22 protein-coding genes are annotated in these 23,310 nt (G+C 74.2%); 9 read left to right on the plus strand and 13 right to left on the minus strand.

The window, feature by feature from the left end; translation table 11 throughout:
• Positions 1-217: 217 nt before the first annotated feature.
• Entirely contained in the window at positions 218-1,060 is an 843-nt protein-coding gene (locus N912_RS0118000) for an RDD family protein (protein WP_028923508.1), read from the minus strand.
• A gap of 35 nt (positions 1,061-1,095) precedes the next feature.
• Between N912_RS0118000 and N912_RS0118005 the strand changes: the two genes are divergently transcribed.
• Entirely contained in the window at positions 1,096-2,091 is a 996-nt protein-coding gene (locus N912_RS0118005; RefSeq protein ID WP_028923509.1) for a stage II sporulation protein M, read from the plus strand.
• 6 nt (positions 2,092-2,097) lie between these two features.
• Here N912_RS0118005 and N912_RS0118010 read toward each other — a convergent pair whose 3' ends face one another.
• The 7 genes from N912_RS0118010 to N912_RS0118040 all read right to left on the minus strand — a co-directional run bounded on the left by N912_RS0118010 (position 2,098) and on the right by N912_RS0118040 (position 8,436).
• On the minus strand, positions 2,098-3,393 hold the full coding sequence (locus N912_RS0118010) for a DUF58 domain-containing protein (protein WP_028923510.1): 1,296 nt from the start codon (positions 3,391-3,393) through the stop codon (positions 2,098-2,100).
• Positions 3,394-3,402: 9 nt separating this feature from the next.
• Entirely contained in the window at positions 3,403-4,377 is a 975-nt protein-coding gene (locus N912_RS0118015; protein ID WP_028923511.1) for an AAA family ATPase, read from the minus strand.
• Positions 4,374-5,534 (minus strand): DUF4350 domain-containing protein, encoded by a 1,161-nt coding sequence (locus N912_RS0118020; RefSeq protein WP_028923512.1) that lies wholly within the window; start codon positions 5,532-5,534, stop codon positions 4,374-4,376. The genes N912_RS0118015 and N912_RS0118020 overlap by 4 nt, the downstream gene beginning before the upstream one ends.
• On the minus strand, positions 5,531-6,172 hold the full coding sequence (locus N912_RS0118025; protein ID WP_028923513.1) for a DUF4129 domain-containing protein: 642 nt from the start codon (positions 6,170-6,172) through the stop codon (positions 5,531-5,533). Before N912_RS0118025 ends, N912_RS0118020 begins: the two co-directional genes overlap by 4 nt.
• Positions 6,169-7,266: a DUF7847 domain-containing protein gene (locus N912_RS52755; RefSeq protein WP_156993727.1), complete on the minus strand. Its 1,098-nt coding sequence runs from the start codon at positions 7,264-7,266 to the stop codon at positions 6,169-6,171. Before N912_RS52755 ends, N912_RS0118025 begins: the two co-directional genes overlap by 4 nt.
• Positions 7,267-7,336: 70 nt before the next feature.
• Complete coding sequence (locus N912_RS0118035; RefSeq protein ID WP_028923514.1) at positions 7,337-7,885, minus strand: NADPH-dependent FMN reductase; 549 nt, start codon at positions 7,883-7,885, stop codon at positions 7,337-7,339.
• Between the two features lie 5 nt (positions 7,886-7,890).
• On the minus strand, positions 7,891-8,436 hold the full coding sequence (locus N912_RS0118040; protein WP_028923515.1) for a YceI family protein: 546 nt from the start codon (positions 8,434-8,436) through the stop codon (positions 7,891-7,893).
• 124 nt (positions 8,437-8,560) lie between these two features.
• Here N912_RS0118040 and N912_RS52760 point away from each other — a divergent pair, with 124 nt between their 5' ends.
• Positions 8,561-9,208 (plus strand): TetR/AcrR family transcriptional regulator, encoded by a 648-nt coding sequence (locus N912_RS52760; protein WP_051580377.1) that lies wholly within the window; start codon positions 8,561-8,563, stop codon positions 9,206-9,208.
• Positions 9,209-9,228: 20 nt separating this feature from the next.
• Here the strand turns inward: N912_RS52760 and N912_RS0118050 are convergent, their stop codons facing one another.
• The gene (locus tag N912_RS0118050) at positions 9,229-10,353 is read right to left on the minus strand and encodes a serine hydrolase domain-containing protein (RefSeq protein ID WP_084210988.1); all 1,125 of its coding nucleotides are present in this window, start codon (positions 10,351-10,353) and stop codon (positions 9,229-9,231) included.
• A 122-nt stretch (positions 10,354-10,475) separates the two neighbouring features.
• Between N912_RS0118050 and N912_RS52765 the strand changes: the two genes are divergently transcribed.
• Positions 10,476-10,943, plus strand: a complete 468-nt coding sequence (locus tag N912_RS52765; protein WP_037065294.1) for a helix-turn-helix domain-containing protein — start codon at positions 10,476-10,478, stop codon at positions 10,941-10,943.
• 3 nt (positions 10,944-10,946) lie between these two features.
• Here N912_RS52765 and N912_RS52770 read toward each other — a convergent pair whose 3' ends face one another.
• Positions 10,947-12,107, minus strand: coding sequence for a helix-turn-helix domain-containing protein (locus N912_RS52770; protein WP_037065541.1), 1,161 nt, complete (start codon positions 12,105-12,107; stop codon positions 10,947-10,949).
• Positions 12,108-12,243: 136 nt separating this feature from the next.
• On the opposite strand from N912_RS52770, the gene ureA reads away from it, so the two are divergent.
• From ureA to N912_RS0118090, 6 genes are read left to right on the plus strand one after another with little or no spacing between them, the layout of a single operon-like run.
• On the plus strand, positions 12,244-12,840 hold the full coding sequence (gene ureA / locus N912_RS52775; protein WP_037065296.1) for an urease subunit gamma: 597 nt from the start codon (positions 12,244-12,246) through the stop codon (positions 12,838-12,840).
• A complete protein-coding gene (locus N912_RS0118070) occupies positions 12,837-14,510 on the plus strand; it encodes an urease subunit alpha (protein WP_028923517.1) in 1,674 nt (557 codons plus the stop codon). Before ureA ends, N912_RS0118070 begins: the two co-directional genes overlap by 4 nt.
• 4 nt (positions 14,511-14,514) lie before the next feature.
• Entirely contained in the window at positions 14,515-16,149 is a 1,635-nt protein-coding gene (locus N912_RS0118075) for an amidohydrolase (protein ID WP_037065298.1), read from the plus strand.
• Positions 16,150-16,189: 40 nt separating this feature from the next.
• On the plus strand, positions 16,190-17,494 hold the full coding sequence (locus N912_RS0118080) for an MFS transporter (protein ID WP_028923519.1): 1,305 nt from the start codon (positions 16,190-16,192) through the stop codon (positions 17,492-17,494).
• Positions 17,491-19,128, plus strand: a complete 1,638-nt coding sequence (locus N912_RS0118085; RefSeq protein WP_028923520.1) for a thiamine pyrophosphate-dependent enzyme — start codon at positions 17,491-17,493, stop codon at positions 19,126-19,128. Before N912_RS0118080 ends, N912_RS0118085 begins: the two co-directional genes overlap by 4 nt.
• Positions 19,129-19,142: 14 nt before the next feature.
• Positions 19,143-19,553, plus strand: coding sequence for a hypothetical protein (locus N912_RS0118090; protein WP_037065544.1), 411 nt, complete (start codon positions 19,143-19,145; stop codon positions 19,551-19,553).
• 11 nt (positions 19,554-19,564) lie between these two features.
• Here the strand turns inward: N912_RS0118090 and N912_RS0118095 are convergent, their stop codons facing one another.
• Genes N912_RS0118095 through N912_RS52780 form a run of 3 tightly spaced genes read right to left on the minus strand, consistent with a single transcriptional unit; the run spans position 19,565 to position 23,222 of the window.
• Positions 19,565-19,837, minus strand: a complete 273-nt coding sequence (locus N912_RS0118095; RefSeq protein WP_156993729.1) for a hypothetical protein — start codon at positions 19,835-19,837, stop codon at positions 19,565-19,567.
• 19 nt (positions 19,838-19,856) lie between these two features.
• Positions 19,857-22,490: a PEP/pyruvate-binding domain-containing protein gene (locus N912_RS0118100; protein WP_028923523.1), complete on the minus strand. Its 2,634-nt coding sequence runs from the start codon at positions 22,488-22,490 to the stop codon at positions 19,857-19,859.
• 21 nt (positions 22,491-22,511) lie between these two features.
• Entirely contained in the window at positions 22,512-23,222 is a 711-nt protein-coding gene (locus N912_RS52780; RefSeq protein WP_051580379.1) for a TetR/AcrR family transcriptional regulator, read from the minus strand.
• Positions 23,223-23,310 lie beyond the last annotated feature (88 nt).

The raw sequence follows: 23,310 nt of genomic DNA on the forward strand, positions 1-23,310 counted from the left end.
TGGGATCCACTCCATGGTCCTACCCTGCGTCACCCACCACCGCATGATCCACCGCGCCGGCTGGACGATCCACATGGTCAACGGATGGCCAGAATTCATCCCCCCAAAATGGCTCGACCACACCCAAACACCACGACGAAAACCCAAACCACTCGACATACTCCGAACCTGAGACATACGGCGGAGTCCGATCCGTAGCCAGGTATCGGGCGGTGGGTCAGCCGGGCAGGACGAATCCCTCCGGGGGGTCGGGGGGTCGGTGTGGGGTGGCCGGTTGAGGGGGGCTCGGCGGGGCGGGGGGTTGGCGGGCGGCCAGGGTGGCTTCGGCGCGGCGGCGGCGGGTCACCAGGACGGCGGCCAGGTACTCCTCGGCGGGGGTTCCGTGCGGCGGCGGCGGGCTGACGTGCGCGAAGACCTGGTGGGCGAGGCTGTTGCCGAGGGTGGCGCGGTGGGCGGGGTCGAGCTCGTGGGTGCGGCTCAGGAACTGGCGGGCGTGCAGGGCCAGGGCGTCGGGGAGGCGGGAGAGGTCCAGGGCTTCGGCCCAGGGCTCCAGGTATGGGGGCATGGCGAGGTAGAGGGGGTCCGGGGTGGGTTGGCGTTCGCGGACGACGACGGTGCCGGCGAGCATGTCGCCAAGGCGTCGGCCCCGGGGCGAGACGAGGGAGCTGACCACCGCGACGGCGCCGGTGAAGCCGCTGAAGCCGCCGAAGTCGATGATCAGGCCGGCCAGGCCTCGGGCCAGGGCGTGGCGGAAGCTGATCGGGCCGCCGTCCTCGCGGACCACCCGCAGGCCCAGCGCCAGTTTGCCCAGGGAACGGCCTCGGGTGAGGGTTTCCCAGGTCACGGGGTAGCCGACGAACACGATGATGAGCAGCGCGATCACGACGGCGGCCTGCAGCGTGCCGTCGACCGAGGGCAGCAGCGCGAACGTCATCGCCAGCACGATGCCGAACATGGTGGCCATCACCAGCAGGTCGAGCACGAAGGCGAGCGCCCGGCTGGGCAGCTTCGCCAGCCGCAGCTCGAGCACCACGGCATCCCCGGTGACCAGATCGCTCACGGGAATTAGTGTGCCCGTTCAGGGGGGTGACCGGTATGGAAATCGACAGTTACCGGGCCGCGCACGAGCCGGAGTGGCGGCGGCTCGAACGGTTGGTCAACCGCCGGTCGCTGTCCGGGGCGGAGGCCGATGAGCTGGTCACGCTCTACCAGCGGGTGGCCACCCATCTGTCGGCGATCCGCTCGTCGTCCCCGGACCCGGCGCTGGTGGGGTGGCTGTCCTCCGTCGTGGCCAAGGCGCGGTCGGTGGTGACCGGGTCGGCCGAGCCGAACTGGCGGGACGCGGCGCGGTTCCTGGTCGTGGGTTTTCCGGCCGCCTGTTACGGGGCTCGTCGCTGGTGGGTGACGATCGCGGTGGTGGCGCTGTTGGTGGCCTGGGCGGTCGCGGCGTGGGTGGCCGGCAGCCCGGACGTGCGGGCCGCGATCGGGGCGCCGGACGAGATCCGCCGGCTGGTCGAGCACGACTTCGAGGCGTACTACTCCTCGGCGCCGGCGGGGTCGTTCGGCACGCTGGTGTGGACGAACAACGCGCTGGTGGCCGCGACCTGCCTGGTGCTCGGGGTGTTCGGGGTACCGGTGGTGTTGGTGCTGTGGTCGAACACCGTGAACCTGGGGGTCGCGGCCGGGCTGATGGCCGCCGCCGGCCGATTGGACCTGTTCTTCGGGCTGATCACGCCGCACGGGCTGTTGGAGCTGACCGCCGTGTTCATCGCCGCCGGCGCCGGGCTGCGGCTGGGCTGGACGGTGGTCGACCCGGGGCCGCGACCGCGCGGGGAGGCGCTGGCCGCGCAGGGCAGGGCCACCGTCGGGATGGCGCTCGGGTTGGCGTTGGTGCTGCTGGTCTCCGGGGCGATCGAGGCGTTCGTGACCCCGTCCGGGCTGCCGACCTGGGCCAGGGTCGGCATCGGCGTGCTGGCCGAGGCGCTGTTCCTGGCCTACGTGGTGGTGCTGGGGCGGCGGGCGGTGCGGGGCGGCGAGACCGGCGACATGGCCGAGTCCTCGCGCGGCGACAGCGCACCGGTCACGGGTTGAGCATCCTCAGAGCCGGCCGGCCGCCTTCAAGGCCAGGTAGCTGTCCGCGACGGCAGGCGCCAGCTCCTCCGGGGTGGCGTCGACGACCGTGACGCCCAGGCGCTCCAGCAGCCGGCCGGTGCGCAGCCGCTCGGCGCGCGCCCGCTCGGCCGAGGCCGCGTCGTACACCGCCACCGAGTCGCCGCGGCCGGCCGCCATCGCGGTGACCGCCGGGTCGGCCACCGAGGCGACCATCACCCGGTGCCGCAGCGACAGCGCCGGCAGGCCGGGCAGCAGTCCCTCCTCGACGGGCGCCGCGTCCAGGCCGGTGAACAGCACCACCAGCGAGCGGCGCGAGGTGCGGGCCAGCACCGAGGCGACCATGCCGCGCACGTCCGTCTCCACCAGCCGGGGTTCCACCGGGGCCATCGCGTTGACCAGCGCGGGCAGCAGCTCGGCCGGGCCGACGCCGGAGACGCCGGCGCGGACCGCCCGGTCGTAGGCCAGCAGGTCCACCCGGTCGCCGGCGCGGGAGGCGAGCGCGGCCAGCAGCAGGCTCGCGTCCATCGCGGCGTCCAGCCGGGGCGCGTCCCCGACCCGGCCGGCCGAGGTGCGGCCGGTGTCGAGCACGAGCAGGATGTGCCGGTCCCGCTCCGGGCGCCAGGTCCGCACCATCACGTCGGCGGCGCGCGCGGTGGCCCGCCAGTCGATCGACCGCACGTCGTCGCCGAGCACGTACTCCCGCAGCGAGTCGAACTCGGTGCCCTCGCCGCGCACCCGGACCAGGGCGCGGCCGTCCAGCTCGCGCAGCCGGGCCAGCCTCGACGGCAGGTGCTTGCGCGAGGTGAACGGCGGCAGCGCGCGCACCGTCCACGGCACGACGTGCCCGCCCTGGCGCGCGGCCAGCCCGAGCGGGCCCACCGACCGCACGGTCACCCGGTCGGCGGGGCGGTCGCCGCGCCGGGTCGGCCGCAGCGTCACCTCCAGCCGGCGCCGTTCCCCCGCCGGCACCCGCAGCGGATGGCGGCCAGGGGTCGCGCCGGCGCTGGGCGGCCAGGCGTCGCGCAGGGTCCCGCGCACCGGGCGGCGGCCGGGGTTGTGCACGACCAGGTGGACGGTGGCGTCCCGGCCCAGCCGCACCGAGGTGTCGCCGGAGCGCCACATCCGCAGCCCCCGCACCGACCCGGCCAGCGCGAGGTCCACCAGCACCCCGGCCAGCAGCGCGCCCTCCACCACCGCGAGCCCCCACCACGCCGGCAGCGCGAACCCGACGACCAGCGCACCGATCGCCGCCAGCAGCGCAGCGCGCCCGGTGACCGCCACGGCCGGCGCCTACCGGGGGACCGGGACGGCGGTCAGTACCCCGTCCACCACGCCGTCCGCGGTGACCCCGTCCAGCTCGGCCTCCGGGCGAAGCCGCAGCCGGTGCCGCAGCGCCGGGCGGGCCAGCATCTTCACGTCGTCGGGGGTCACGTACTCGCGTTCGGACAGCCACGCGGCGGCCCGGCAGGCGGCCAGCAGCGCGGTGGCCGCCCTTGGCGAGGCGCCCAACTGCACGGCGCTGGCCGAGCGGGTCGCCCGGCACACGTCGGCGAGGTAGCCGAGCACCTCCGGGCGGACGGTGACCCGCTGCACGGCGGCGCGGCCGGCGGCCAGGTCGGCGGCGCCGGCGACCGGGGTGACGCCGGCCGCCTCCAGATCGCGCGGGTCGAACCCGCCCGCGTGCCTGGCCAGGATGGCCAGCTCGTCGTTCCGCTCCGGCAGCGGCATCGTGATCTTGAGCTGGAACCTGTCCAGCTGGGCCTCGGGCAGTGGGTAGGTGCCCTCGTACTCCACCGGGTTCTGGGTCGCGGCCACCACGAACGGGTCGGGCAGCGGGCGGCCGACGCCGTCCACCGAGACCTGCCGCTCCTCCATCGCCTCCAGCAGCGACGCCTGCGTCTTGGGCGGGGTGCGGTTGATCTCGTCGGCGAGCAGCAGGTTGGTGAACACCGGGCCGTTGCGGAACGAGAACTCGGCGCTGCGCGCGTCGTAGACCAGCGAGCCGGTGACGTCGCCGGGCATCAGGTCCGGGGTGAACTGCACCCGCTTGCTGTCCAGCGCCAGGCTCCTGGCCAGCGCCCGTACCAGCAGCGTCTTCGCCACCCCCGGCACGCCCTCGATCAGCACGTGGCCCCGGCACAGCAGCGCGATCACCAGCCCGGTCACGGCGCCGTCCTGCCCGACCACCGCCTTGCCCACCTCGCGGCGCAGCGCGTGCAGCGCCCGCCGGGCCGCCTCGGCATCGCTGACCGTAGGGACACTCACGTTCGACGGACCTCCCGCTCGCAGTTGTCCAGCCGGTCGGCCAACTCGACGAGGGCCGCGTCGTCCTCCGGGGCCGGACCGTACAACAGTGCCTCGACGTCCGAGCCGGCCCGGCCGGTTCGCGCGCCGACCGCCCGTACCAGCGCCGCCGGCTCCGGGCCGTCCCCACGGCCCAGCCCGACCAGGCCGGCCAGCCGGATGCGGACGGCGGCGCGCAGCGTCTCGGCGGCGTGCCCGCGCGCCTGCGCCCGCCGGTACAGCCGCGCGCGGCCGCGTACCGTCTCGATGGCCCTGACCACCACCGGCAACGGCTCGCGGACCACCGGCCCGAGCCGGCGCGAGCGCCACAGCACCGCCACCGCGGCGGCCACCCACAGCTGCGCGACGGCCCACCGCCAGCCCGGCGGCACCAGGTCCTCCAGGTCGCGCTCCTCGCCGGCGGCGGGCGCCTCCAGGCCGGGCATGTACCACAGCAGCGTCGGCTTCGCCCCGAGCAGCCGCAGCGCGAGCGCGGCGTTGCCCTCCGAGGCGAGCGAGCCGTTGGTGAGCGGCCCGGGCTCGCCGATCATGGTGACCGCCCGTGCCCCGACGCTCACCCGCACCAGCGCGTCCCCGCCGCCGGGGCCGGTACCGGCGACGGGTTCGTCGGGATAGCAGCCCAGCCCACCCGCCGCCCGGTACAGGTGACCGCCCAGCTCGACGGTGCCGGCGGCGCGCGCGGCGGGCAGCTCGCAGCGCGGCTCTCTGGTGCGGGTCGGCGCGCGCAGCGTGGTGAGCTCGACGCCGGGGGCGAGCGCCGCGAGCGCCTCCTGGTTCGGCGCGACCAGCACCAGGTCGGCGCCGGAGCGCCGCAGCGCCGCGAGTTGGTTGGCGCTGAGCAGCTGGGGGAACGGCACCAGCACGGTGGCCGCCGGGCCGGCCGCGCCGACCGCGCCCGCGTCCCGGGTGAGGGTCACCGTGACACCGCGTTCGGTCAGCAGCCGCGCCAGCGCCCTGCCGCCGGACCCGTCCACCGCCTCCGGGTTCAACAGGCCCACCGGCGGCCGGGCGGAGAGGGTGGCGATCACCAGGGCGATCACGATCACGAACGCCCCGACCAGCAGCGGCGCCCTGGACGCCCGCCACATCGCGGCGGCGCGCGGATCGAGGGCGGTCATGCCGGTGCACCGGCGTGCTCGACCGGCCTGGCCCGGCGGACGGCCTCGTCCACGTCACGCATCCGGGCGTCCATCCACGCCTGGGCGGGCACGCCGCCGTACCAGACGTCGTCGAAGAGGTGCGCGGCGGCGCGCAGCGGCTCGGCGCAGGTCGGGAGCACCCGGCCGGCCTCGACGGCGACCTCGGCGGCCGTCCGCCCGGCGTGCGCGTCGAGCAGGTCGCGCTCCTCCAGCTCGCGCACCACCGCGCGCAGCCGCTCCCGGATCGCCAGCGCCCACTCCCCGCGCTCGGCGTGCGCGTCGGCGGCCCGGCGGTGCTCGGCGGCGGAGGCGGGCCCGGCTCCCAGCGGCGCCGACCCCCGGGTGGCCACCCGGCCGATGCGGCCCAGCCGCAGCCGCACCGCGATCACCGCCAGCACCACGACCGCGGCCAGCGCGAGCAGCCCCCAGTACCCGGCGGGAGACATCGCGGACGCGCGCTCCAGCAGCTCGCCCAGCAGTTCGAACACCCAGCGCAGCACCCGGGCGGGCAGCGACATGTCCGGCGTCGCGTACTCCGGGCGGGACAGCTCCACCACGGCCGCCCGCCGTGCCTCGTCACGCCCGATGTCGATCGGGACGTCCGCGATCGTGATCACTCAGCCTCGGCAAGCCTGGCCAGCTCGATGTCCAGGCCCTCACGGCGGATCCGCTGGTCGTAGTAGATCAACCCGCTGATCCCGGCCTGGAACGGCGTGGTGATGGTGCCGGCGATGATCCCGCCGAGCACGGTTCCGACCAGCAGGAACACCATCGCCCCGGCCCCGGCGTTCGAGCCGCCCATGCCGACAAGGAGACCGCCGACCATGGCGAACGGAATGACGAGGATGAAGCTCAACGCCACGACGATGACCCCGGCGAGCAGCAGGATGCCGCACACCCGCCACCACTGCCCGCGAACCAGGTGGAACGACCGGCGCAGTGCCCCGAGCACCGAGATGTCCTCCAGGACGTAGGCCGGAACCGCAAGCGACCACGACACGTACAGGTACGCGAGCAGGACCAGGGCGGCCGGCACGATCGTCAACGCCACCGCCGCGATGGCGCCGCCCGGGAGGCCGCCGGCCACCGTCGCCACCACCGCTCCGGCCGCGACGCCGCCGACCAGCACCAGCGTGAGGACCAGCAGCAGGATGACCCCGAACACACCGAGCAGCCTCGGCCGGGCGATCGCCCACACCTCACCGAACCGTGGCCGCCGGCCGAGCACCGCGCGAGAGATCACCGCCATGAGCAGGCCGGTGAGCAGCGACTGGGCCGCGAACCCGACGACCGTGCCGAACAGCCCGCCCACGTACCCGCCGGCACCCGTGTTCGACATCCGCTCGATGTCGGACTCACGGACCGGACCGCTGAACAGCGTCACCAGCCCGGCGAACTCGGTGAACCGCGCGGCCACCTGGATCAGCTGCGAGAGCGTGATCACCACGGCGGAAAGCCCGAGGGTGATCTTCGGGTTCGCCCGGATGTAGGAGATGGCGCCGTCCAGGATCTCGCCGACGCCCAGCCGCCGCAGCGGGATCACTCCCGGCTTGGGGGCCGGCGGCTGCCCCCAACCGCCGACCGGACCGCCCTGGCCCGTCCACGGCGCCTGTCCGTAAGGCTGCTGTCCGTAAGGCTGTGGCTGCCCGTACGGCGGGTAGCCGGGTTGCGGTTCGGGCGTCGACCCCGAGGGTGCGTTCGGATCCGTCATCTCGGCCCCCCAAGGCGTCGGCGCAGTGAGGATGTTGCCACCCTCACTGCGCGCGCGATACCTAGTTGGGCTACCTCGGCGTGCCGACCACCTCGCCGGCCGCCCTCACGAGCTGTCCGACCAGATCGGCGAGCGCCTCGGTCAGGCCGGGGTCGGCCAGCGAGCCGTCCTCGGTGAAGGCGTCGTCGGCCAGGGCGACCGGCAGCTCGGTGTCGATGACGTCGGCGCCGATCAGGCCGAGCACCTTGCGCAGCTCGGCCTGCGCCCACACGGCGCCGAACACGCCGGTGGACGCGCCGATGACGGCGACCGGCTTGGCGCGCAGCGCGTTGTTCGGGAACGGCCGCGACGCCCAGTCCAGCGCGTTCTTGAGCACCCCCGGGATCGAGCCGTTGTACTCCGGGGTGGCGATCAGCACCGCATCGGCCGCGCCGATCGCCTCCCGCAGCGCGAGCACCGGCTCGGGCGCGTCACCGTCCTCCAGGTAGGGCGGGATGTCGCCCAGCCCGGAGTAGACGTCCATGACCACCCCGTCCGGGAGCGTCGAGGCGGCCACCTCCAGCAGCTTGCGGTTGTGCGAGCCGACCCGCAGGCTGCCGCTCAGACCGAGCAACCGCATGGTGGTTACGCCTCCTTGACCAGCTCGGCACGCACCGTGAGCTTGACCTCGTTGGCGAGCGCGTCGCCGCCCTTGGGCAGCTTGGCGTCGAAGGTGAAGTTCCAGTCGCGGCGGTCCACCGTCGCCTCGAGCTCCACGCCGGTGCGCAGGTTGCCGCCCAGGTCCTCGACCGGCGGCTGGTAGGTGCCGGTCGCGGTGAACGGCTTGGTGATCCCCTTGATGGTCAGCTCGCCGTCGACCCGGGCGCTGCCGTCCTCGCGCAGCACCACGTCGGTGGACCGGAACGTCAGCTCCGGGTAGTTGGACGAGTCGAAGAAGTCCGCGCCGCCGAGCACGTGCCCCCGGAAGTCCGGGTTCTTGATCGACAGGGACTCCACGCGGACCGCGCCCTGCAGGCGTACGCCCTGCTCGTCGGCATCAACGCGGGCGTCGATGTCGTCGAACGAGGCGTTGAACATGGACACGCCCATGTGCTTGACGGAGAACTGGAACAGCGAGTGGATGGGGTCGGCGACGAACGTGCCGACCAGGGGCTGTGTGCTGGTGGTCATCTCTGCATCCTTCGGAGGTTCATGGGTTCGGACTAACCGGAATTTCTTCCGCTTCTTGTAGACTAAGCGGAATCGCTTCCGGATGCAACCGGGGCTAGATTCTCTCAGGAACGTGGAGGCAGTGATGGCGACCAGGCGCACGGGCGCCGACGACCGGGGGCGCTCGGACCGGGCGGACCTGCCGGTGCTCGGGCAGCCACCGGCCGAGCGGGCGGACGCCGCGCGCAGCCGGCGCGCGCTGCTCGCGGCGGCGCGGGCCATGGTCGGCGAGTGTTGTGGCGGGCTCGCCGGGCTGTCGATGTCCGAGCTCGCGGAGCGGGCGGGCGTCGGCGTCGGCACCATCTACCGCCGGTTCGGGGACCGAGGCGGGCTCGCCCTCGCGCTGCTCGACAACGAGGAGAAGCGCTTCCAGTGGGCGTACATCTTCGGGCCGCCGCCGATGGGCCCGGAGGCGCCGCCGTTGGTGCGGCTGCGCGCGTTCATGCACGCCTACCTGGACCGGCTCGAGGTGGAGGCCGACCTGCACACCGTCAGCGAGCTCGCCTCGCCGACCAGCCGCTACCGCAGCGCGCCGTACCGCACCCACCACACCCACCTGGTCATGCTGATCCGCGCCGCCGAGCTGGACGTCGACCCCGGCTACCTGGCCGACACGCTGCTGGCGCTGCTCTCCGGCGGGCGCTACATCCACCACCGCCGCGAGCGCGACATGGCCCCCGCCGAGATCAAGGCCGCCATGGACCAACTGCTGGACCGCCTGCTCGAGCCGTGAGCGCCACTCACGGGTCCGCGTCACGAGCGCCGCGCGCGGTCCAGGAGGCCCCGCGTGAAGCCGGGTTCCAGATCCTCGAGGTTGTTCCAGCCCGGCTCCTGTCGGGTCTGGTTGCCGGCCCAGAACGCCATGACGCCGCCGTCGCGCGGAGTCCGGGCGAAGTTCGCCACCGACCACCCGTTGCCGCCGTCGTGCCCGGCGACCCGGCCGGCGGGGGTGTCCACGATGTTCCAGCCGTAGCCGTACGACTCGCCCGGCTCGGTGGTCGGCGTGTACGGGGTGACGAGCCTCTCCCTGGCGCTCGCCGGCAGGACCGCGTCGCCGGCCAGGGCGCGGTGCCAGCGGAACATGTCGCGGGCGGTGGACAGGATGCCGCCGTTGCCGCGCAGGTTCCAGTACGGGCCGTCGGGTGCCCACGGGCGTTCGTACGGGCGGCCGTGGGGCTTGCCCCCGGCGTCGTACTCCACGGCGACCTGGCGGGGCTCCCAGCGGGGAAGCACGTATCCGGTCCTGGTCATGCCGGCCGGGGCGAACAGGTGCTTCGCCAGGAACCGCTCGTATCCCATCCCGGAGGCCTTCTCCACGATCGCGGCCAGCATGCTGTAACCGACGTTGGAGTAGTGGAACTCAGCACCGGGGGCGGACAGCGGCGCCGAGGCCAGCGCCCCGGCCAGCATCGCGTCGCGGGAGAGCACGTCGTAGTCGTCGCCGAGCCCCTCGACCAGGCCCGCCGTGTGCGTCAGCAGGTGGTGCAGGGTGATCCCGCGCTTGTCCGCCGGGACCGGCCCGAGGTGTGTGCCGATCGGGTCGCTCACCCGCAGCCTGCCCATCGACTCCAGCTTCACGATCGCGGCGGCGGTGAACTGCTTGCTGACCGACCCGATGTCGTAGACCGTGTCGCAGCTCGCGGCGATCCGCGCCTCGCGGTCGGCCATGCCGAAGCCCTCGCAGTGGACGATCCGGTCGCCGTGCGCCGCGATGACCGTGCCGCCGGGGCCCTTCGGCAGGGTGCGGGCCACGAAGGCGCCGACGGACTCGGGGGCGGGCGCGGCGCGGGGCACGGGAAGCGCTGGGTAGCAGGCGGCGACCGCCAGCGCGACCAGCAGCGGCAGGCCGGCGCGGATCCGGGACAATGTGACCTCCATCGGTGCGGCGTCGAAGCGGGCACACGGTGACCGGCGCGGTCGCCGCTGATCAAGGTGTTCGGGTGTTCGGGTGTGTGCGGAACGCCGTACGGCCAGCTCAGCGCGCTCATCTCGGGAGTGACATGACGACCACCGCGCCGCCGTCGCCGGAGGCGGCCACCGACGAGGCCTCGTTCGTCGCCGCCCTGCGCCGGCTCAAGGCGTGGTCGGGCCGCAGCTTCCGGCAGCTCGAACGCGCCGCGTCCGCCGCCGGTGACGCGCTGCCCTACTCGACGGTCGCCACCATGCTCGGCAGGAACTCGCTGCCGCGCGAGGAGCTGGTCGTGACCTTCGCCAGGGCCTGCGGCCTGGACGGGGACGAGGCGCGCCGGTGGACGGTGGTGCGCGCGGCGATCGCGGACCGGGCGGCGGCGGGCGCGGTTCTCACGGACGGCGCAACCGCGCCCCGCCGGCGGCTGGCGTCCCGGTGGTGGCCGGCGGTCGCCGGGGCGGCGGCGCTGGCCATCGCGTTCGCCTGCGGCGTGGCGGTCGCCTCGGGGTTCGGCGGGGACTCGGTCGAGGAGCAGGAGACGGTCATCGGCGCGCCGTGACCGCTACCGGTGCCTGACCAGGGCTAGGAGCACGGCGGCTGCTTGGGCGGGAACGGTCACGTCGTGCCCGGTGAGCTCGGTGAACCGGCGCAGCCGGCCGCGCACCGTGTTGCGGTGGCAGTAGAGCCGGGCCGCCACGTCGGCCACCGCGCCGGACTCCGCGTACGCCCGGACCGTCTCCAGCAGGCGCTCCCGCTCCCGTTGCGGCGCCCGCGCCAGGCCGCCGAGCACGGACTCCACCAGGTCGCCTGCGGTGTCGGCGAGCCGGGCCGCGGCCAGTGGCAGGAAGGCCTCCGACAGCTCGGTGGGGCCGTCCAGGTCGGGGAGCACGTCGACGATCTCGCCGGCCAGCCGGGCACCGCGGGGCACGGCGGCCAGCCCGTGCGCGAGCGGCCCGACCCCGCACGGCACCCCGGCCAGCGCGGCGCGCACCGGGGCGCCGGTCCCGCCGTCCCAGCGCGCCAGCAGCAGGTTGTGCCGCCCGGCGGACTGCACGTGCACCATCCGCCCGCCCGCCGCCAGCCGGTCCGCCGCCCGGCGCAGCAGGTTGCCGGCCTCGGCGGTCGCGGCGGCCACCAGCAGGTCGGCGGTGGGGTCCACGTCCAGCGCCACCGCCACCCTCGCCACGTCGTCCGGCGCCGGGTCGTCGTCGCTGAGCAGCGCCGCGAGCAGCATGGTCCGCTCGCCGAGCCGTTCGCGGGCCAGCAGCGCGGCCTCGGTCTGGTAGCTGAGCTGGATCCGCGCGGTGTACCGCTCGACCGCGTTCCACACGTCCTGCACGTGCGCCACCAGTAGTCCGTCGTCATCCGGCTCCGACAGCTCCCGCAGCGCCGCCCAGAGCACGGTGAAGTCCAGCCGTACCGCCGTGAGCAGGTCGTTGAGCGGCACCCCGAGCCGGGCGCGGTCCCTGCCGATGGACTCGCCCGTGCCGAGCAGCCAGTCCGGCACCTCCAGGCCGGCGATCCGGCGCAGCAGGTACTGCATGGTCAGGTGGGCGTCGGTGACCAGCCGCTCGGTGGGCACCACGCCGCGCCGGTACGGCGGGATGGCCCGCACCCGGTCGATGAACTCGGTGACCAGCCCGTCCGCGTCCGCGCGCAACCGCCCGACCAGCGCCGCCCAGCGCGCCTGGTCGCCGTCCGGTCCGTGGGCGGAACTGTGCATATGCACAATCTAGCGGCCGGATCTCGTGGCGTATCCGCCTTTCACGGCTCGCGTTCGGTGCGGATGCTGTGCCGATGCTCGTTCCGCAAACGCTTCTCTCGGTGCCGATGCCACGAGCATCGCGGGCGGCGCGGCCATGCACCTGACACCGCGCGAGCAAGAACGGCTGTTGCTGCACAGCGGCGCCGAGCTGGCCAGGCGCCGGCTGGCCAGGGGCGCTCGCCTGGGCGCTCCGGAGGCCGTGGCGCTGGTCTGCGACGAGATCTGCGAGCTGGCCTGGGACGACGTCCCCTACGCCGATGTCGTGACGCGCGCCCGCGCCATACTCACCCCCGACCAGCTGGTCGACGGCGTGCCGGCCGCGGTGCCGTCGCTGCAGGTCGAGGCGCTGTTCCCGCACGGCTCGGTGCTCGTGCACGTGGACGCCCCGTTCGGCCCGCCGGACACCGACGCGCCGGGAGCGATCAGGCCGGCCGCCGGCGAGGTCGAGCTCGCCCCCGGCCGCCCCCGAACCACAGCCGTCCTGCGCAACACCGGCCACGCCCCGATCTGGGTCTCCTCGCACGTACCCCTGGCCAACCTGAACCCCGCGCTCCAGATCGAGCTGCCCCCCGAAACCGCCGCCGCGCCCGGCCGCTACCGCCTGGACATCCCCGCCGGCACCGCCCTGCGCGTAGACCCCGACGCCCACCGTGAGACGCCCGTGGTCCTGATCGGAGGCGACACCCCATGAGCGCGGTGGAGCGGTCGGCGTACGCGCGGCTGTACGGGCCGAGCACCGGCGACCGGGTGCGGCTGGCCGACACCGACCTGTGGGTCCAGGTCGAGGCGGACGACACCGAGCCGGGCGAGGAGCTGCTCGGCGGCTGCGGCAAGACCGCCCGTCACGGCGCGCTGGTCACCGCCCGCGCGGACCGGGCCAGCAAGCTGGACATGATCGTGCTCGGGGTGCTGCTGCTGGACCCGGTGCTGGGCGTGCGCAAGACCAACATCGGCATCAAGGACGGCCGGGTGGTGGGCGTGGGCCGGGCCGGCAACCCGGACGTGCAGGACGGCGTCGAGCTCGTGGTCGACGCGCACACCGCGATGATCACCGGCGAGGGCCTGATCGCCACCCCGGGCATCGTGGACTCGCACGTGCACCTGTCCAACGCCGAGCTGGTGCCCGCCGCGCTGGCCGCCGGGGTGACCACGATCGTCGGCATGGGCATCGGCGGGGTGTGGGACGTCGGCGCCAACCCCCGGTACAACCTGCACGCCCTGATCGAGTCCTGGGCCGAGGTTCCGCTGAACGCCGCCTTCCTGGCCAGGGGCTCGTCGACGTCGACGGACCTGCTGGAGCAGGCGGTGGCGGCCGGCTGCGGCGGTTACAAGATCCACGAGGACTGGGGAGCGACCCCGCCCGTGATCGACACCTGCCTGGCCGTGGCCGAGCAGGCCGACCTGCCGGTGGCGCTGCACACCGACACGCTCAACGAGTCCGGCTACCTGGCCGACACCCTGGACGCCGTGGGCGGGCGGACCGTGCACGCCTACCACGTGGAGGGCGGCGGCGGTCACCCCGACCTGCTGTCCATCGTGTCCCGGCCGAACGTGCTGACCTCCTCCACCACCCCCACCCTCCCCCTCACCCCCTCCACCGTGTCCGAGCTCGTGCCGATGACGCTGACCGTGCACCGTGGGCACGCGCACCTGCCCAGCGACGCGAGCATCGCGGCCAGCCGGATCCGCGAGCACGCCATCTCGGCGGAGAACTGGCTGCACGACCAGGGCGCGATCAGCATCGTCAACTCCGACTCGCTGGGCATGGGCCGGATCGGCGAGACCGCGCGCCGCACCTGGCAGCTCGCGCACGCGCAGGCCACCCTGACCGGCGAGACCGGCCCGGACGTGCCCAACAACGAGCGGGTGCTGCGCTACCTGGCCAAGCTCACGCACAACCCGGCCGTCGCGCACGGCCTGGCCGCCCAGGTGGGCTCGATCCGGCCCGGCCGGCTGGCCGACATCGTGCTCTGGCAGCCGGCGTGGTTCGGCGCGCAGCCCGAGCTCGTGATCAAGTCCGGGTTCGTGGCGTGGGGTGCGGCCGGTTCGGGCTCGGGCTCGACCCGGCTCACCCAGCCGCGCCGGATGCTCCCGTTCTACGGCGGGATGGGCGCGGCGCCGGCGCGGCTGTCACACGTGTTCGTGTCCGGGCACGCGGCCGTGGACGAGCTGCCGCGCGGGCGCAACTACACAGCCATCGCCGGCAGCCGTGGGCTGGGCTGCGCGGACATGCTGCGCAACACGGCCACGCCGACTGTCGAGGTGCCGGGCGAGCCGGTGCCGGTTCGAGTGGACGGCCGGGACATCCCGCTGCACCATTCGACAGTCCTCCCGCTCACCCGCCTACACCATCTGGGGTGACCACATGCGCGTTGACCTGCTGATTCGTAACGCCTCCATTCTGACCGTGGATGACGCGCGGCCGAGGGCCAGTTCGCTCGCCGTGCATCACGGCCGGGTGTTCGCGTTGGATCCGGAGGATCTGCGCGCCGACATTGAAATAGACGCGGGCGGGGCCGTTCTGGTTCCGGGTTTCGGCGACGCGCACAACCACATGGCGTGGTTCGGCCAGGGCCTCGGCGAGGTCGACCTGACCGGCCTGCACGCCCTGGACACCCTCTACGACCGCATCGCCGAACGCGCCGCCACGCTGCCCGCCGACGCGTTCGTGATCGGCGCCGGCTACGACCACACGGCGATCGGCGGCCACCCGCACCGCACCGCCCTGGACCGCGCCGCCGGCGGCCGCCCCGTCGTGCTCAAGCACCGCTCCGGCCACGTGACCACCGTCAACACCCCCGTGCTCGACCGCATCGGGGTCCTCGCCGGCACCGCAACCGTCCCCGAGGGCGGCGTGGTCGTCCGCGACGAGGACGGCGACCCCACCGGCACCCTGGAGGAACAGGCCCAGACCCTGGTCAACGCCCTGCTCGTGCCGTACCCCGTCGACGACCTGGCCAGCGCGGTCGGCGCGGCGTCGCGGGTCTACTCCGCCGAGGGCCTCACCCACGTCACCGACTGCGGCATCGGCGGCGGCTGGGTGGGCCGCTCGTCGCTGGAGCTGGCCGCCTATCAGCGCGCCCGCGCGAACGGCGAGCTGACCGTCCGGGTCCAGCTCATGCCGGTGATGGACGCCCTGCACCCGGTGGCCGGCCACCGCGACGACCCGCACCGGCGAGGCCTCGACCTGGGCGTGTGCACCGGCTTCGGCGACGAGTGGGTCCGCGTCGGCCCGGTCAAGGTGTTCATGGACGGCTCACTGGTCGCCCGCACCGCCGCGATGCGCGAGCCGTTCTGCGACCGGCACAGCCACGGCTACCTCCAGGACGACCCGGAGCTGCTGCGCCGCAACATCCTGGACGCGCACGCCACCGGCTGGCGGATCGCCGCGCACGCCATCGGCGACCGGGCCGTCGACACCCTGCTCGACGTCTTCACCGAGGCCTTCGCCACCCATCCCCGCCCGGACGCCCGCCCGCGCATCGAGCACGCCGCGGTGACCAGCCCGGAGCAGGTCACCCGAATGGCCGCGCTCGGCGTGACCCCCGTGCCCCAGGCCAGGTTCCTCTACGAGATCGGCGACACCATGGCCGAGGCCGTCGGCCCCGACCGCGCCGGCTCGCTCTACCGCCACGCCAGCTTCCTGCGCGCCGGCATGCGGGTGCCCGGCAGCTCGGACCGTCCGGTCGCGGCCGGCTCCCCGCTGCTGGGCATGCAGTCCATGGTCCAGCGCCTGACCGCGACCGGAGCGGTGATCGGCGCGGACGAGCGGGTCGACGCGACGACAGCGCTGCGCGCCTACACCCTCGACGCCGCCTGGACCGCCGGCGAGGAGCACGAACGCGGCAGCCTCACCCCCGGCAAGCTCGCCGACTTCGTGCTGCTCTCCGACGACCCCACCGCCGTCGACGCCGACCGCATCGGCTCCATCGGCGTGCTCGCCACCTACGTCGGCGGAAACGCCGTGCACACCACCCGTGAGTGGTTGGCGTTGCTATGACAACGCTAACCACTCACGGGTCCTGACCATGGAGGATCCCATGAGCGCACCAAAGACGGTGACGGTCACGGACGCGGATGCGCGCAAGGTCGCGTTCGGCGCGTTCGTCGGCACCGCGCTGGAGTGGTACGACTTCTTCCTGTACGGCAGCGCGGCGTCGCTGGTGTTCAGCAAGCTGTTCTTCACCAGCCAGAACGCGGTGGTGGCGCTGGCCGGGGCGTTCGCCTCGTTCGCCGTCGGGTTCGCGGCCCGGCCGCTGGGCGCCGTCATCTTCGGCCACCTGGGCGACCGCATCGGCCGGCGTCGCTGCCTGATCATCACGGTGACGATGATCGGCGTGGTCACCGGCGTGATCGGGCTGCTGCCCACGTACTTCGACATCGGCGTGGCCGCGCCGATCCTGCTCACGCTGCTGCGCCTGCTGCAGGGCGTGGCGGTCGGCGGCGAGTGGGGCGGCGCGGTCACCCTGGCCGTGGAGCACGCGCCGATCGAGCGGCGCGGCCGCTACGCCGCGATGCCGCAGATCGGCTCGCCCATCGGCACCCTGCTGTCCTCCGGCGCGCTGCTCGCGGTCCAGCTGATGCCGCAGGACGCCATCGACTCGTGGGGCTGGCGGCTGCCGTTCCTGGCGGCGTTCCCGCTGCTCTACATCGCGCTGTGGCTGCGCCGCCGGGTCGAGGAGTCGCCGCTGTTCGAGCGGCTGCTGGAGGAGGACGAGGTGGCCAGCGCCCCCGTGCGCGACGTGCTCACCAAGGCGTTCCCGCAGCTCGTCGTCGGCGCCGGCGCGGCGTTCCTGGGCATCGGCGGGTTCTACCTGGCCACCACGTTCGTGCTCGCCTACGGCACCAAGACGCTGGGCATGTCGAGCTCGCTGATGCTCAACGCCACCCTGGCGGCGGGGGCGCTGGAGATCGGCGTGCTGGTGGTGGGCGGCCGGCTGGCGGAGCGGTTCGGGGCGGCCAGGATCACGATCGTCGGCGGGGTGATCTCGGCGCTGGTCGCGTTCCCGATGTTTTGGATGATCGACACCAAGAGCGCGGCGGCGGTGGTGATCGGGGTGGCGCTCGGCGTGGCCTGCCTGTCCATCCCGTACGCGGTGATCGGCCCGCTGCTGGCCGACCTGTTCCCGGCCCGGCTGCGCTACAGCGGCCTGGCGCTGTCGTCCAACATCGCCGGCGTGGTCAGCGGGTTCGTCCCGCTGGCGGCCACCGGGCTGCTCGCGGCCGGGGGCGGCAAGTCCTGGGGTCCCGCGTTGCTGCTCGTCGCGATCGCGCTGATCACGGCCGTGTCCGGCGCGCTGGCGCCGAGGCTGTCGCTGTCGCGGGACCGGGTGGTCGCGCAGTGAGCTCAAGGAGGACGGCCGGCGCGGCGATCGTCGCCCAGTTGGAGGCGCTCGGGGTGCGGCGGGCCTACGGCGTGCCCGGCGAGAGCTACCTCGAAGTGCTCGACGCCCTGCACGACAGCCCGATCCACACGGTGGTGTGCCGGCAGGAGGGCGGCGCCGGGTTCATGGCGCTCGCCGAGGCGCGGCTGACCGGCGGGCCCGGGGTGGCCATGGTGACCCGGGGGCCGGGCGCGGCCAACGCCGCGATCGCGGTGCACACCGCGTGGCAGGACGCGGTGCCGCTGGTGCTGCTGGTCGGGCTGGTGCCGGCCGACGACCGCGACCGCGAGTCGTTCCAGGAGTTCTCCCCCGCCGGGTGGTTCGGCTCGACCGCCAAGAAGGTGCTCACCGTGGAACGCCCGGAACGGGCGGCCGCGCAGGTCGCCGAGGCGTTCGCGGTGGCCTCCTCGGGGCGGCCGGGGCCGGTGGTGGTCGGGTTGCCCGAGGATGTGCTGGTCGGGCCGGCCACCGCGAGCCCGGTGCCGGCGCGGGCGGTCGCCGACGGGGCGGTCTCGGCGGCGCAGCGCGATCGGCTCGGCGCGCTGTTGGACGCCGCGCGGCGGCCGCTGGTGATCGTCGGCGGGTCCCGGTGGACGGCGGACGGCGCGGACGCGGCGGCGGTGGCGGGCTGGGCGGCCCGGCGCGGCCTGCCGGTGGCCACCGACTGGCGCTGCCAGGACATCGTGGACCACGACAGCCCCGCGTACGTGGGGTGGCTGGGCTACGGCCGCGACCAGGTGCTCGCCGACGCCCTGGACGCCGCCGACCTGCTGCTGTTCGTCGGCTGCGGCTACGGCGACGTGCTCTCCGGCGGCTACCGGGGCGGCGCTCCGGACGCGGTCACCGTGGTCGTGGACCCCGCCCCGGAGCTGTCCACCCACCAGCGCCGCGTGGACCTGCACCTGCTGGCCTCCCCTGCCGCGTTCGCCGCCGCCGTCGCCGAGGACGGGGGCGGTGGCGAGCCCGACCCGGACTGGGCGAAACGGCTGCGCGCGGCCGCGGTGAGGTTCGCCACCCCGGCATCCGGCTCGGGCACCGGACAGGGCGTCGACCTGGACGCCGCGATGGCCGCGCTCTCCGACCGGCTGGAGCCGGACGCGGTGGTCACCTACGGCGCGGGCAACCACGCGCTGTGGGCGCAGCGGTTCCTGCCGCACCACGGGCCCGGCACGCTGCTCGCGCCGCGCAACGGGGCGATGGGCTTCGGCGTGCCGGCCGCCGTGGCCGCCTGCCTGGTCCACCCCGGCCGGCAGGTGGTCTCCGTGGCCGGCGACGGCTGCTTCCTGATGAACGGCCAGGAGCTGGCCACCGCCGTGGCCTACGGCGCGAGCCCGGTCATCCTGGTCGCGGACAACTCCCAGTACGGCACCATCCGCGAGCACCAGGAACGCCACCACCCCGGCCGGGTCAGCGGCACCGCGCTGGTCAACCCGGACTTCGGCGCCTTCGCCCGCTCGTTCGGCGCCCACGGCGAACGGGTCTGGACCACCGGCGACCTCCCCGCCGCCCTGGACCGCGCGTTCGCGTCCGGCACCGCGGCCGTCCTGCACCTGGACGTCGACCCCGCCGTCCTCGCCCCGCGCGGAGCGCGTTGAGGGACGATGCGGACATGGTCGCGGTGACCCGGCTGGTGACGTTCGCCGATGTCGATGATCAGCATGCTGGTCCTGGGCAGCTGTCGGTGTCGCTACGGCATGAGGCCGAACTCGCCGACGGTCGCCGGGTGCCGCTGCTGCATGACCGCGGCTGGGGCGAGAGTTACGCCCATGGCTCGCGGCCGGACAGCTGGGCCGAGAAGTCGGTCGCGGACATCGAGCGCACGGCACGCGTGGTGGTCGGCCCGGACGAGCCGTCCGAGGGGTTTTCACGGGACGACATGGACGCAGGCCACTGGACACACCTCGCCGAGACCCTGCGGAACCAAGGAGTCGTGATAGACCCGAGGGAGCTGCGGCGGCTGCCGCACGACGTCGTACTCAGCCAGTGGCTGCGCGCCCGTATCGCTTGCGACCCTCGGTAGCTGTCGCCCGTTCACCGAAGGGCGTCAAGATCCGCCGCAAGAGTATCGATCTTGTCCGTGCCGGCGCGCACGAAGTAGGTGTCACCGAACCACCGTCCCCACACGTCGATCACTACCGCACGAGTGATCGACTGACCTTCACGCAGGAGCCCGGCGAAGTCTTCGGCCTCGGGCTCGTACTCATCAGCGGGAGCCCCCATCGCGAGCAGGCCCTCCGGGTCATGCCGGTTGAGCACCTTCCGAACCGCGGCGAACGGTGGCCGGGTATCCCGCGAGTTGGTCACCGGACCAGCATTCCACCCCTCACGGACTCCGGAGGGGCTCGTCGGCGTCCTCCATCGGGGTGACGGTGCCCGCGTCGCCGTCGACCTGGATCTGTTGGCCGCTGGTGAGGCGTTGGGTGGCCACGCCGGTGCCGAGCACGGCCGGGATGCCGTACTCCCTGGCCACGATCGAGCTGTGGCTCAGCGGGCCGCCCACGTCCGTGACCACCGCCGAGGCCATCGCGAACAGTGACGTCCAGGCCGGGGTGGTCATCCGGGCCACCAGGACGTCGCCGGCGCGCATCTGGCCGAACTCCTCCGGGCCGGCCAGCACCCGGGCCGGCGCGGTGACCCGGCCCGCGCTGGCGGCCACGCCGGTGATGACGTTGCCGGTCTGTCCCTGGTCGCCGGACGGCATCATCCTGGTCATCCAGCGCGGCATGCCCACCACGGGCAGCATCTGCGGCGGGCTGGCCAGCCGCTGCCCGCGCCAGGTCATCTTGCGCTGCTCGATCGCGCGCGTGAGGCCGGCCGGGGCGGCGCCGGACGGTTCGAGCTGGGCGCGCAGCTCGTCGTGGCGCAGCCAGAAGACGTCCGAGGGCTCGGCGAGCACGCCGGCCTTGACCAGGCGACCGCCCAGCTCCAGCAGCATCCGTCGCATCGGCGGCCAGGCCAGTCCGATGTCGGCCAGCGCGTCCTCCCTGGCCGGGCCGGTGCGCTGGGCCCAGCGCAGCAGGCGGGTGAACCCGGCGCGGCGCAGCGGCCCCAGCCTGCCGCGCGCCGCGCCGGCCCCCTCCTCCCGCGCGGCGGCCGCGCGGGACTGGCGCAGGCTCGGGTCGGCGCCCTGGCCGCGCAGGTAGAACCGCAGCGTGTCCAGCACCGGCGCCGGGTCGTCGGCCGGCACCGGGGCGACGAAGTCCAGGTTGTAGACCACGTGCCCGAACCGCGCGAGGTGCTCGTCGAACCGCTCCCACCACGCCGTCCACAGCGCCGGCGCCACCCCGGCCGGCGCGTCACCTCGGGCGAGCATGGCCGCGTTGGCCGTCGACTCGATCGCGGCGGCCAGCTCCGGGTGCTCGCGGGTCCATTCCGCCAGGGCGTACAGGGACTTCTCCGCGCGGATGGGCAGGCTGTCGTAGCCGAGCAGGAACGTCACGGCCGTAGGGTCGCCGTCGCGGTGGACCAGCCGGTCGTAGTAGCGGGCGAACAGCGCCTCGCTGATCCCGGCGGACGGGATGACCGACTGCACCGCCGTGTAGTAGACGGTGCCGGCGTCGAGCAGCTCGTGCACCCCGGCCAGCAGCTCCGCCTCGGACATCTCGGACACCGGCCTGGCCGCCCACCGCGCCACCAGCCGGGCGTAGCGGGGATGAGCCCGGTCCCGCCAGCCCCGGTAGCCCATGTCGCCGGCGCCGGTGACCAGCTTGGCCAGCGCGATCGGCATCCGGTAGACCATCCGCCGGAACGCGGCCTTCCGGTAGTGGTAGTACGCGTAGCCGTTCACCGTGGGCAGCCCGAGGTCCCCGGGCCGCATCACGCCGGCGCCGAACACCGACCGCATCAGCGCCCCCAGCGACCGGGCCACCGAGCCGTCGATCATGTCGGCGAACAGCGGGGACAGCGGGTCGGGCAGCTGCTCGACGATGCTGGCCCGGAAGTACCAGCTCCTCGGGTACGGCAGCGGCCACTCGGTGGGGACGTCACCAGTCGGCTCGGGCAGCGCGGTGATCGGCCGGGACTGCACGATCCGGAACTCGCCGCCCGCGTAGGCCCACTCGATGTCCTGCGGCGCGCCGTAGTGCTCGGCGATCCGGGCGCCGATGCCGGCCAGCTCGGTCACCGCCCGGTCGTCGAGCACCTGTTCGCGGCGGCGCGCGTCGGGCACCTGTTCCTCGGCCGTGCCGTGCTCGGCGTAGCCGGTCATGACCCGCTTGTCGGCGGTGTGCCGGGACAGCACCCGCCCGCTCGCGGTGTCCACCACCACGTCGTCGGTGCTCACCTGCCCGCTGACCACCGACTCCCCCAGGCCCCAGGCGGCGCTGACCACCGTCTGGTCCCGGCGGCCGTTGGCCGGGTTGGCGGTGAACATCACCCCGGCGGCGTCGGCGGGCACCATCGTCTGCACCACCACGGCCAGGCTGACCTGGCCCGGGTCGATGCGCTGGCGGGCGCGGTAGGCCATCGCCCTCGCGGTCCACAGCGAGGCCCAGCAGTCCCGGACGGCGGTGCGCAGCTCGTCGGCGCCCCGGATGTTGAGGTAGGTGTCCTGCTGGCCGGCGAAGCTGGCATCGGCCAGGTCCTCCGCGGTGGCCGAGGACCGCACCGCGACCGCCGGCTCGCCGCCGCCGGTGCCGCGCAGCAGCCGGTACGCCGCGCCGGCCGCCGCCGCGATCTCCGCCGGCATCTCGTGCGCGGCGAACAGCGCCCGGATCCGCTCGGACGCCCGGTCGAGCTCCGCCGAATCGGCCGGGCCGTCCGAGCCGGCCAGCTCGAGGATCCGGTCCCCGATCCCGGCGGCGGCGACGAACCGGCGGTACGCATCCGTGGTGATCACGAACCCGTGCGGGACCGGGAAACCGGCCCTGCGCAGCTCGCCGAGGTTGGCCGCCTTGCCACCGGCGAGCGGTATGTCGTCGGCGCCGATCTCGTCCAGCCGCCGGGTGTAGCCGTTCACGTCCGTTCCTCCTGGAGTAGATCAGGCCGAGGTCGTCGCCGACCTGGCCGGCCGCGACTCGATGGCCTTGGCCAGCTCGTCCCGGAACCGCTCGCACCGCGCCAGCACCGAGGGCGCGACCTCGGCGAGCGCGGCCGGGTCGGGCTCGCCGGGCGGTGCCACCGCGGCCCGGACGGCGTAGGCCAGCGCGGCGCCGGACACCTCCGGGTCGGCTTCGGGCGCGTGCGAGAGGGGCCGGTAGAGGTAGAAGCCGGTCTGCACCGCGTTGAGCAGGTAGCGCTGGGTGTCGACGTCCAGGTCGGTGCGCATCAGGCCGCGGTCGCGGAGCAGCTCGAACATCTCGTTCGCCAGGTCCGCCTTCAGCCCGCGCATCGGCTCGACGGCGCCCTCGTCGGCCAGGTCGCCCAGCAGCTCGGTGTCCCGGGAGAACATCGCCCGCAACAGCGGCCGGCGCTGCACCGCGAGGTAGGTCAGCCGGGCCTGCTCGGCCGGCAGCACCGACGCCGGGTCCCGCCGGATCGCCTCGGCCAGCTCGTCCAGCAGCCCCAGCGACTCGCGCATCAGCACGCACATGAACAGCCAGGCCCGCGACTCGAAGTGCAGGTAGACGGTGCCCTTGCCGACCCCGGCGCGCTTGGCCACCTCCTCGACGGTGACCCGCTTGTACCCCCAGCGCAGCGCCAGGTCGGCCGCCGCGTCCAAGATCCGCCGCGCCCGCTCCGCGTCCGACATGCCACTCACTCTCTGACCGTTGACTGGATTTCAAATCTGGTCACGAGTCAGCATAGCGCGCCCCGGCGTGCCGCCGACAACCGATTAG

Source organism: Actinospineispora acaciae DSM 45401 (genome assembly GCF_000620785.1).
In the GTDB taxonomy this organism is placed as follows: domain Bacteria; phylum Actinomycetota; class Actinomycetes; order Mycobacteriales; family Pseudonocardiaceae; genus Pseudonocardia; species Pseudonocardia acaciae.

Coding starts and splice junctions, on each gene's coding strand:
- N912_RS52780 (WP_051580379.1), bottom strand. CDS start 23,222: ATGTCGGACGCGGAGCGGGCGCGGCGGATCTTGGACGCGGCGGCCGAC.
- N912_RS52755 (WP_156993727.1), bottom strand. CDS start 7,266: ATGACGGATCCGAACGCACCCTCGGGGTCGACGCCCGAACCGCAACCC.
- N912_RS0118020 (WP_028923512.1), bottom strand. CDS start 5,534: ATGACCGCCCTCGATCCGCGCGCCGCCGCGATGTGGCGGGCGTCCAGG.
- N912_RS0118070 (WP_028923517.1), top strand. CDS start 12,837: ATGAGCGCGGTGGAGCGGTCGGCGTACGCGCGGCTGTACGGGCCGAGC.
- N912_RS52770 (WP_037065541.1), bottom strand. CDS start 12,107: ATGCACAGTTCCGCCCACGGACCGGACGGCGACCAGGCGCGCTGGGCG.
- N912_RS52765 (WP_037065294.1), top strand. CDS start 10,476: ATGACGACCACCGCGCCGCCGTCGCCGGAGGCGGCCACCGACGAGGCC.
- N912_RS0118040 (WP_028923515.1), bottom strand. CDS start 8,436: ATGACCACCAGCACACAGCCCCTGGTCGGCACGTTCGTCGCCGACCCC.
- N912_RS0118080 (WP_028923519.1), top strand. CDS start 16,190: ATGAGCGCACCAAAGACGGTGACGGTCACGGACGCGGATGCGCGCAAG.
- N912_RS0118005 (WP_028923509.1), top strand. CDS start 1,096: ATGGAAATCGACAGTTACCGGGCCGCGCACGAGCCGGAGTGGCGGCGG.
- N912_RS0118075 (WP_037065298.1), top strand. CDS start 14,515: ATGCGCGTTGACCTGCTGATTCGTAACGCCTCCATTCTGACCGTGGAT.
- ureA (WP_037065296.1), top strand. CDS start 12,244: ATGCACCTGACACCGCGCGAGCAAGAACGGCTGTTGCTGCACAGCGGC.
- N912_RS0118090 (WP_037065544.1), top strand. CDS start 19,143: ATGGTCGCGGTGACCCGGCTGGTGACGTTCGCCGATGTCGATGATCAG.
- N912_RS0118050 (WP_084210988.1), bottom strand. CDS start 10,353: ATGGAGGTCACATTGTCCCGGATCCGCGCCGGCCTGCCGCTGCTGGTC.
- N912_RS0118035 (WP_028923514.1), bottom strand. CDS start 7,885: ATGCGGTTGCTCGGTCTGAGCGGCAGCCTGCGGGTCGGCTCGCACAAC.
- N912_RS52760 (WP_051580377.1), top strand. CDS start 8,561: ATGGCGACCAGGCGCACGGGCGCCGACGACCGGGGGCGCTCGGACCGG.